The organism is Streptomyces sp. Act143, from assembly GCF_003143935.1.
GTDB lineage: Bacteria > Actinomycetota > Actinomycetes > Streptomycetales > Streptomycetaceae > Streptomyces.
Genome location: NZ_QFRX01000009.1, coordinates 60113 through 68007, shown reverse-complemented (window position 1 = coordinate 68007; position 7895 = coordinate 60113). Strand labels below are relative to the sequence as shown.

The 7895-nt window shown below is 72.4% G+C and carries 9 protein-coding genes and 1 pseudogene; 4 read left to right on the top strand and 6 right to left on the bottom strand.

All coding sequences use genetic code 11. The features are described from left to right. The first annotated feature begins 96 nt into the window (after positions 1-96). The gene (locus DI272_RS43700; RefSeq protein ID WP_109501421.1) at positions 97-822 is read left to right on the top strand and encodes a hypothetical protein; all 726 of its coding nucleotides are present in this window, start codon (positions 97-99) and stop codon (positions 820-822) included. A gap of 61 nt (positions 823-883) precedes the next feature. Further along, a complete protein-coding gene (locus tag DI272_RS43695) occupies positions 884-1327 on the top strand; it encodes an OsmC family protein (protein WP_109501420.1) in 444 nt (147 codons plus the stop codon). A 248-nt stretch (positions 1328-1575) separates the two neighbouring features. Here the strand turns inward: DI272_RS43695 and DI272_RS43685 are convergent. Further along, positions 1576-2064, bottom strand: a pseudogene (locus DI272_RS43685) (LacI family DNA-binding transcriptional regulator); the annotation flags it as partial. Between the two features lie 240 nt (positions 2065-2304). On the opposite strand from DI272_RS43685, the gene DI272_RS43680 reads away from it, so the two are divergent. Both DI272_RS43680 and DI272_RS43675 read left to right on the top strand, forming a co-directional pair. Then, positions 2305-2802, top strand: a complete 498-nt coding sequence (locus DI272_RS43680) for a hypothetical protein (protein ID WP_146238445.1) — start codon at positions 2305-2307, stop codon at positions 2800-2802. A gap of 95 nt (positions 2803-2897) precedes the next feature. Next, positions 2898-4511: a multicopper oxidase family protein gene (locus DI272_RS43675; protein ID WP_109501417.1), complete on the top strand. Its 1614-nt coding sequence runs from the start codon at positions 2898-2900 to the stop codon at positions 4509-4511. 16 nt (positions 4512-4527) lie between these two features. Here the strand turns inward: DI272_RS43675 and DI272_RS43670 are convergent, their stop codons facing one another. The 5 genes from DI272_RS43670 to DI272_RS43650 form a co-directional block, all read right to left on the bottom strand. After that, positions 4528-5037 carry a DinB family protein gene (locus tag DI272_RS43670; RefSeq protein WP_109501416.1) on the bottom strand — a complete coding sequence of 170 codons (510 nt, stop codon included), beginning with the start codon at positions 5035-5037 and terminating at the stop codon, positions 4528-4530. A gap of 11 nt (positions 5038-5048) precedes the next feature. After that, on the bottom strand, positions 5049-5696 hold the full coding sequence (locus tag DI272_RS43665) for a dihydrofolate reductase family protein (RefSeq protein ID WP_109501415.1): 648 nt from the start codon (positions 5694-5696) through the stop codon (positions 5049-5051). Between the two features lie 100 nt (positions 5697-5796). After that, positions 5797-6558: a metallophosphoesterase gene (locus tag DI272_RS43660; RefSeq protein ID WP_109501414.1), complete on the bottom strand. Its 762-nt coding sequence runs from the start codon at positions 6556-6558 to the stop codon at positions 5797-5799. After that, on the bottom strand, positions 6555-6890 hold the full coding sequence (locus DI272_RS43655; RefSeq protein WP_109501413.1) for a BON domain-containing protein: 336 nt from the start codon (positions 6888-6890) through the stop codon (positions 6555-6557). The genes DI272_RS43660 and DI272_RS43655 overlap by 4 nt, the downstream gene beginning before the upstream one ends. After that, positions 6887-7606, bottom strand: a complete 720-nt coding sequence (locus DI272_RS43650; protein ID WP_109501412.1) for a nucleotidyltransferase family protein — start codon at positions 7604-7606, stop codon at positions 6887-6889. The genes DI272_RS43655 and DI272_RS43650 overlap by 4 nt, the downstream gene beginning before the upstream one ends. Positions 7607-7895 lie beyond the last annotated feature (289 nt).

Sequence of the window (7895 nt, the reverse complement as noted above, 5' to 3'; positions counted from 1 at the left end):
GAGTCAGGCCAGCCGCGCGCTGAAGAAGCTGCGCACCAGCGCGGCACTGTCCGCATACGCCGCCACCAGGACACAGGGCCTGGGGGAGTGCCGGACATGAAGGCCGACACCTCGCCGCAATCGCCCGGCCCCGCACTGCGGCTGTTGCTGGAGGAGGCCGTACGGGACTGTGCGCCACCGGCGTTCCCGCAGGAGCGGATCGTGCGCCGGGCCGCGGCCGTCCGACGGCGGCGCAGGCTGGCGACCGTCTGCGTGGCCGCGCTGCTGATGACCCCCGTGGCCGGTGAACTGGCCTTCGACCAGGACTCCCCGTCCTCCCACGCGGTCAGCGGCGCCGACCGGCCGACCCTCCGGCTCTCCGCCGAGCCCGGCACGGCCGACGCCCCGTCGCCCGTACGTGTCGTACGCCCCTGGGAGCGGATCGACGTCGGTTTCGGCGTCTGGTACTTCCTCAAGGAACGGGAGTTCTGCGCGAAGCACCCGATCGAGAAGAAGCCGGGCTGTGTCGGACCGCTGGACGTGGAGCAGCCGGGCGCCGAACCCGCGACCCTCAACTGGTACCCCTTCCCGCAGGGGGTGGTGACCGTGTTCGCGTACACCGGGAAGACGCCCGCCGAGCGGATCACGATGACGCAGCACGGCAGGACCACCGTGCTCCCCATCGTCCGGCTGGCGGGCCGGCCCTCCTACGTGAGCTCCTACGCCGTCAGCGCACCGGCCGGCGACAAGGACAGGGCAGGCAGGGTGGTCCGGCCGCCGGACGGGCCGGTGTTCCGCGTCTACGGGGCCGACGGCGAGGAACTGGCGGAAATGGAGGAATGACAGCCGGTGGGCGTGTGCGCGGTGTGCGGCACGCACGGGCCGTGCCCGTAAGGTCGACGGCATGACCGACAACCCCTTGCGCACCGTCACCGTCGAGCGGACCAGCACCGGCCGCTTCACCGCGACCAACGTCCGCGGCGGCACCCTCAGCTTCGGCACCGGCTCAGGTGCCGACGGCGACACCGAGTTCACCCCCGTCGAGTTGCTGCTCGCCGCGATCGGCGGCTGCACGGCCGTGGACGTCGACATCGCGACCAGCCGTCATGCCGAACCCGCCAAGTTCTCCGTGACGGTCGCCGGCAACAAGGTCAGCGACGACGAGCTCGGGAACCGGCTGACCGACCTCACGGTCACGTTCTCGGTCACCTTCCCGGACGGGGAAGGCGCGGACCGCGCCCGCGCGATCCTTCCCCGTGCGGTCAAGACCTCCCACGACCGGCTGTGCACGGTCAGCCGCACCGTCGAGATCGGCACTCCCGTCACGGCGACGGTCGAGGACGCCTGACCCCGCCGCGCCTCGCCCCGCCCGGGTGCCGGGCGGGGCGGGTCCGGCTCACCGCAGGCCGAGGCCCCGGCGAGCACGGTCGCGGGGACCGTCCGCCCTGGTTCCGGCCGGCCGAGGCGGCTGGTGGCGTAGCCGAGGGCACGAGACCCCAGTCCTGTGACCCGTCCGACGCCACGTTCTCCAGGGTGAGCGGCGCGTCGGCGGACGCACCGGTCGGATACAGGCTCGGGTTCTTGACGGACTGGAACCGGGGAGGGCGCGCCCAGCACGAGGACGGGCACGTCGACACGGAGGGCGGTCTCTCCCGCAGCGCCTTCCTCCTCGATCGGTTCGGAGATGACGATGCCGTCCACGCCCTGGTCGAGGAGTGAGCCGGCCGCGCCGGCGACGCCCGCCGGATCGCCCTCCATGGTGTTGACCACGCGGAGCGCGTACCCGGTGCCGCGTACCGCCCGCTCGACGCTCATCAGCAGTGAGGCGGGGCCGTACAGGGCCGTGCCCGGCGTGATCACCCCGATGGAACGGGTCCGTCCCGAAGCCAGCGCCCGGGCGGCGCTGTTAGGCCGGTAGCCGAGCTGCTCGGCGGCGTCGCGTACGCGTCTGCGCACGTCGGCGGAGACGTACGGGTCGTCGTTGAAGACCCTGGACACCGTCTTCTGCGAGACACCGGCCAGCCGGGCCACGTCGACGCCGCTGGGTGTGGCGGAGTTGCCGCCGCGCTTCGTCCCTGGCGCCATGCGCGTCTCCCGGTCACCGCTCCATCGAAGTCCGACTGCCGGCAGGCATCCTCGCAATGACTGCGCAGTCATGTCTACGCGGACATGTCTGCGCAGTCATAAGAGAGTCTTCTAGGGTTCGGGACGGATTCGAGGGAGGAGCAGGGGAGTCCCGATCCGGCCCGATCATTACCCCCTCTGGGTATATTGAGGTCAGCTGGCCCACCGACAACGCGGGCACCGAGAACGCAGAGAGCGGCCATGACAGCACGGGGAGCCTCGACCCCACGGAACCGCGCCCGGCCGGGCGCGGGCCGCGTGGCGCGCGCCGCCGTCATCGCCCTGCTCGCGGCGATCGCCGTACTCGCCCACCACGAGCTGTCCGCCGCGTCCGGCGGCCCGGCCACCGCGTCCGCCGCGCACCCCATGACGCCCGGGATGCGCATGCCGGCCGGTGCTGCGGCCCAGGACACGGCCCTGCCGGGGCACCGGCACGGTCGTACGGCCGAGCGAGGTGCGCGGTCCGCGGCCATCGGTGTACCGGCGGCCGGCGGGGCCGACCGGGCGGACTGTTGCGGGACGGCCACGCAGCACTGCTCGACCGCCGCCCTGGAAGTGGTGAAGCTCCGGGCTCCCGCGCAGACACCGGCACCGTGGAGCCCTGCCGCGTCCGGAGCCGTCCCCTCGGAGCCCGCACCCACCGGAACGGTGGAGCGGGCGCCCCCGGACCTGTCCGTCCTCTCCCCACTGCGCATCTAGGCCGTGCCCAGCGGCTTCCGCGCGCCCGCGCACCGGGCCGCGAAGCCCTCCGGCACGCCGACCTCCCCCTGCGCACCCTGAGATCGAGGACACCCATGAACAGCATCGACCGCCGCACCCTCCTGCTCGCCGGACTGGGCGCCGCGGGCGCCGGCACCCTCGCCGCCTGTACGAGCGGCTCTCCCGCGACCCCCTCCGCACTGATCGACCCCTCCGGCCCGGCGGTCGCCGCGGCCGACAAGCAGCGCAAGCACACCGGCAGGACGCACCAGGTGACCCTGACCGCCGCGCCCGCCGTGCTCGACCTCGGCGGCGGGGTCACGGCGAAGAGCTGGGCCTTCGGCGGCCGCACCCCCGGACGGGAGATCCGCCTGTCCGCCGGCGACACCCTCGCCGCCGAACTCTCCAACCAGCTGCCCGGCCGGACGGCGACCTCGCTGCACTGGCACGGCATCGCCCTGCGCAACGACATGGACGGCGTCCCGCCCGTGACGCAGCGGACGGTACGCGCGGGCGCGAACCTCACCTACCGCTTCGTCGCCGACACCCCCGGCACGTACTTCGTCCACCCCCATGTCGGCGTCCAGCTCGACCGCGCCCTGTACGCGCCGCTGATCGTCGAGGACCCCAGGGAGCCGATGGCGTACGACGACGAATGGGTCGTCGTCCTGGACGACTGGGCCGACGGGGTCACCGGTACCCCCGACGAGGTGCTCGCCGAACTCCGGCACGGCATGGGCGGCATGACCATGGGAGGCGGTTCCGGCTCCGGCGGGACCGGAGGCCATGACATGGGTGACATGGGCGGCATGGACATGGGGGCGGCCTCCCCGTCCCCGTCTGCCCCGGCCGCGTCCGGCGGCATGGCATCGAGGTTCATGCTCATGGGCGCCGAGAGCAAGCTGCTCGGCGGTGACGCCGGGGATGTCAAGTACCCGTACCACCTGGTCAACGGCCGTGTCCCCGCCGACCCCGACGTCTATCGGAGCAGGCCCGGCCGCCGGGTCCGGCTGCGGCTGGTGAACGCGGGCGGCGACACCGCGTACCGGGTGGCCCTGGGCGGCCACCGGATGACCGTCACGCACACCGACGGGTTCCCCGTCGAGCACCAGCAGGTCGACGCCCTCCTGATCGGGATGGGGGAGCGCTACGACGTCCTGGTCACCCTCGCCGACGGAGTCTTCCCGCTCGTCGCGCTGGCCGAGGGCAAGAACGCGACCGGCATGGCCGTGGTCCGTACGGGACCGGGCGCCGCGCCGGAGGCGACCGTCCGCCCGCAGGAACTGGACGGGCGGATCCTGACCGCGTCCCGGCTGCGCGCGGCCGACGACGTCCGCCTGGACTCCAGGGAGGCGGACCGGGTGCACCGCGTCGAGCTGACCGGCGGGATGGCCATGTACAACTGGACCGTCAACGGCAAGGCGTTCGACATGGACGACCCGACCGCTGACCCGCTCACCGTCGAGGAAGGCGAACGCGTCCGGCTCGACTTCGTCAACACCACGCAGATGTGGCACCCGATGCATCTGCACGGGCACACCTACCAGCTCGACGGCGGTGGCCCGCGCAAGGACACCGCCGTCGTGCTGCCGCAGCAGAAACTCTCCGTCGTCTTCGACGCCGACAACCCCGGGCAGTGGATGCTGCACTGCCACAACGCCTACCACGCGGAGGTGGGCATGATGGCGCTGGTCGCGTACCGGAGCTGACCGTCGCAGGGGTGTGTCAGGTCAGGACCAGCCAGCGGCGGCCGTCGATCAGCTCGCGGGCCGCGTCGAGGTGTCCGGCGTGACACGCGGTCTCGGTGATGACGTGGAGGAGCACGTCCCGCAGGGTGTGGAGGTGCGGTTCGCCGAACAGGTCGTGCGGCCACCAGGCCAGGGGCGCGTCGGCGGGGACGGCGGCGATGACGGCGTCGGTGCGCTCCGCCTCCCGCCGGTATCCGTCGAGCACGGTCGCGGCCGGTACGCCGGGGGCCACCCGCCAGGCCTCGTCGCCGCTCGGCAGCCCCCGGATCACCTCCTCGTCCCCGGCGACGACCGCCCGGAACCAGAAGCGCTCGACATCCAGTGCGAGGTGCTGGACCAGGCCCAGACAGTGCCATCCCGAGGGCAGCACGGGCCGTCGCAGCGCCTGCTCGTCGAGGTCGTCGAGGATGCCGAGCACATGGCGCCGCTGGGAGTCCAGGACCCTGCGGAGCGCGCTGATCTCGCCGTCCTGCGTGTGTGTGGTCATCGGCGGGCCCGTCACTTGCGCCAGAACAGGTGGTGGGTCACGCCGCTGGGACTGGGCACGACCTCCAGATGGAAGCGGTCGCGCAGGTCGTCCGGGGAGTCCCACAGCCGCAGCCCGGCCCCCAACTTCACCGGCGCCACCGCCACATGGAGGGCGTCGACGAGGCCGGCGTCGAGGAAGGCCCGGACGGTGGTGACCCCGCCGCCGAGCCGGACGTCCTTGCCCTGTGCGGCCTGACGTGCCTGCTCCAGGACGGTGGCGGGGTCGGCGTCGACGAAGTGGAACGTGGTGTCGGAGAGGGTGATCGACGGACGCGGGTGGTGGGTCATCACGAACACCGGGGTGCGGAACGGGGGTTCGTCGCCCCACCAGCCCTGCCACTCGTGGTCCTGCCACGGGCCGCGCTGCGGGCCGAACTTGTTGCGGCCCATGATCTCGGCGCCGATGTTGTGCGTGAAGTCCCGGGTGAAGTAGTCGTCGAGGCCCCGGCTGCCGCCCGGATCGGAGCGGTTGGGCCAGCTCGCCGTCGCGCCCGCCCAGGAAAACAGCCGTTCGGCCCCGTCGAGGCCGAACGGGTTCTCCAGGGTCTGGTCCTCGCCGGCGGCGACGCCGTCGCTCGAGACGTTGAAGTTCTGTACGCGCAGCAGCTGCTGAGCCATGTGTTCCTCCTGGGGCGCTGACGACGGTGGTGAGACTCCCCCCGCCACCGAAACTCATCGGCGCCCCGGGAACCGGGACAGAAAAACAGAAAAAGGGGGCCTACACCCCTGCCGTCCGCGTGGCCCCGGCCGCCTCGTCCGCGGTGTGCAGCTGGTACACGTTGAACGCCCGGCGGATCACCGGCTGGGCGACATTGCGGACCCGCACACCACCGGCCGTGGTCCCGTGCTCGGTGCCCATATGGGCATGGCCGTGCACGGCGAGGTCGGCGCCCCCGGTGTCGATCGCCTCGGCGAGGAGGTAACTGCCGAGGAAGGGGTAGATCTCCAGCGGTTCACCGGCGAGGGTGTCGGCCACCGGGGAGAAGTGGGTGAGCGCGATCCGCGCTTCGCAGTCCCGCTCCCGCAGCCCTTCGAGCGCTTCGCGCAGGCTGTCGGCGCAGCGCCGGGAGCAGCGGACGAACTCCTTCATCAACGGCTCCCCGAACTCGCCCGCGCTGCGCCCCACGAAGCCGCCGCCGAACCCCTTGGTCCCGGCGACGCCGACGCGCGTGCCCGCACAGTCCAGGACCGTCGCCTGCCCCTCCAGGACGGTCACATCGGCGTCCTGGAGGATGTCGGTGACTTTCTCGGGCTGTTCGTCATGGTGGTCGTGGTTGCCGAGGACGGCCACCACCGGCACCGCCAGCCCCTGGACCTCCCGGGCCACGACCCGGGCCTCCTCCGGTGTGCCGTGCCGGGTGAGGTCCCCGGCGAGCAGGAGCAGGTCGGCGCAGTCCGGCAGGGTGTCGAACGCGGGCCGCAGCAACCCTTGGCTGTCGGCTCCCATGTGGATGTCTCCGACGGCGGCGACGCGGATCACGGCAGTTCCTCCGCATGGTCGGGTGAGGTGTTCTCGGCGACGACGACATCGCTGTGCACGGCGAGTTCGGCCAGCTCCTGCCGGGCCGTGCGCAGCAGGACGTCGCGGCACTGGGCGGAGGGGACCGTGCCGGTCAGCACGACCATCCGGCCCCGCACCTCCACGCGGACGCCCAGTTCGCCGAGTTCCTCGGCGGCCAGCCGCTCCCGGAGGTGGGCGACGCGGTACTCGATGTTCTCGGCGCCGGCGGCAGATGATGCGGCGTGGTGCTCGGCGGCAGCGGCAGATGCGGCGGCGCGCGGCTCGACGGGATCGGTCACGGGATCGGTCATCGCTGGTTCTCCTCGCGGCCGGCCGGGATGACGTCCAGCCGCTCCAGGAAGTAGAGGAAGGCCTCGGGCATGGCGGCGCCCGCGCAGGCGCTGCGCACCTCGGTCCAGTCGATCTTCTCCCGCAGGGCACGGGCGATCGGCAGCACCGCACCGAAGTCGCAGTGGTGCTCCGAGAAGGCCGCCATCAGGCTGCGCATGAGGTCGGTCGGTGACAGGACCGGCATATGCACCGAGTCCACCGACAGTTCCTGGGCCCGCGCCAGCAGTTCCGCGGTGACGGGCTGGTGGGCCAGCTCGAAGATGAGGTCGACCTGCTGTCCGAGGCAGGTGGCCTTCAGCAGCCAGTCCTCGGGTGGCCTGCGCACCGGCAGACCGGCCGCCCGCAGGGCTTCCGCCACGGCCTCGGCGTCCTCGGGACGGATGCAGAAGTCGACGTCGTGCTGGAGGTTCTGGGCGCCTCCGTGCGCGTACACGGCAACACTGCCGGCGAGGGCGAACGGATATCCCGACTGTTTCAGCAGCGCCCCGGTGCGTTTCGCGGCACGCAGAATCGCCTGGTTGAGGTCGAGCGGGAGTTCTTCCGGACCCGCGTCGTCCACGAGGGGGTCGTTCGCGACCGCGCCGCCTCGGAGGATGAGTTCCGGTTCCTCCGCGGCGAGGTGCAGTTCGGCCACATCGCTACGCCGACCGGCCGTGTCGTCGCCGTGCTGCGTCATCACTGCCCTTTCTTCGCCGGGGCGCCCCGAGTACCCGGCGTCCGGTCCGCGACACGGAGCCGACGCGTTGCGGGCTCGCGGAGGGGGGTACCCGCCAGGGAGGACGAGGAGAGGCAGACCTCTGGCGGGCCCGCGTCCACCCGCGCACTCCGGCACGGGATCTCGGCAAACCGGCCTTGCAGCGCGTGCACACGCAGAGGGGACGTGTCCTGGACGCGTCCGTGCGCGCCGGCTGTGTGCCGCCCCGGGACTCCTGGCGCACCGGGCACGGGGACGACCGGGACGGGGT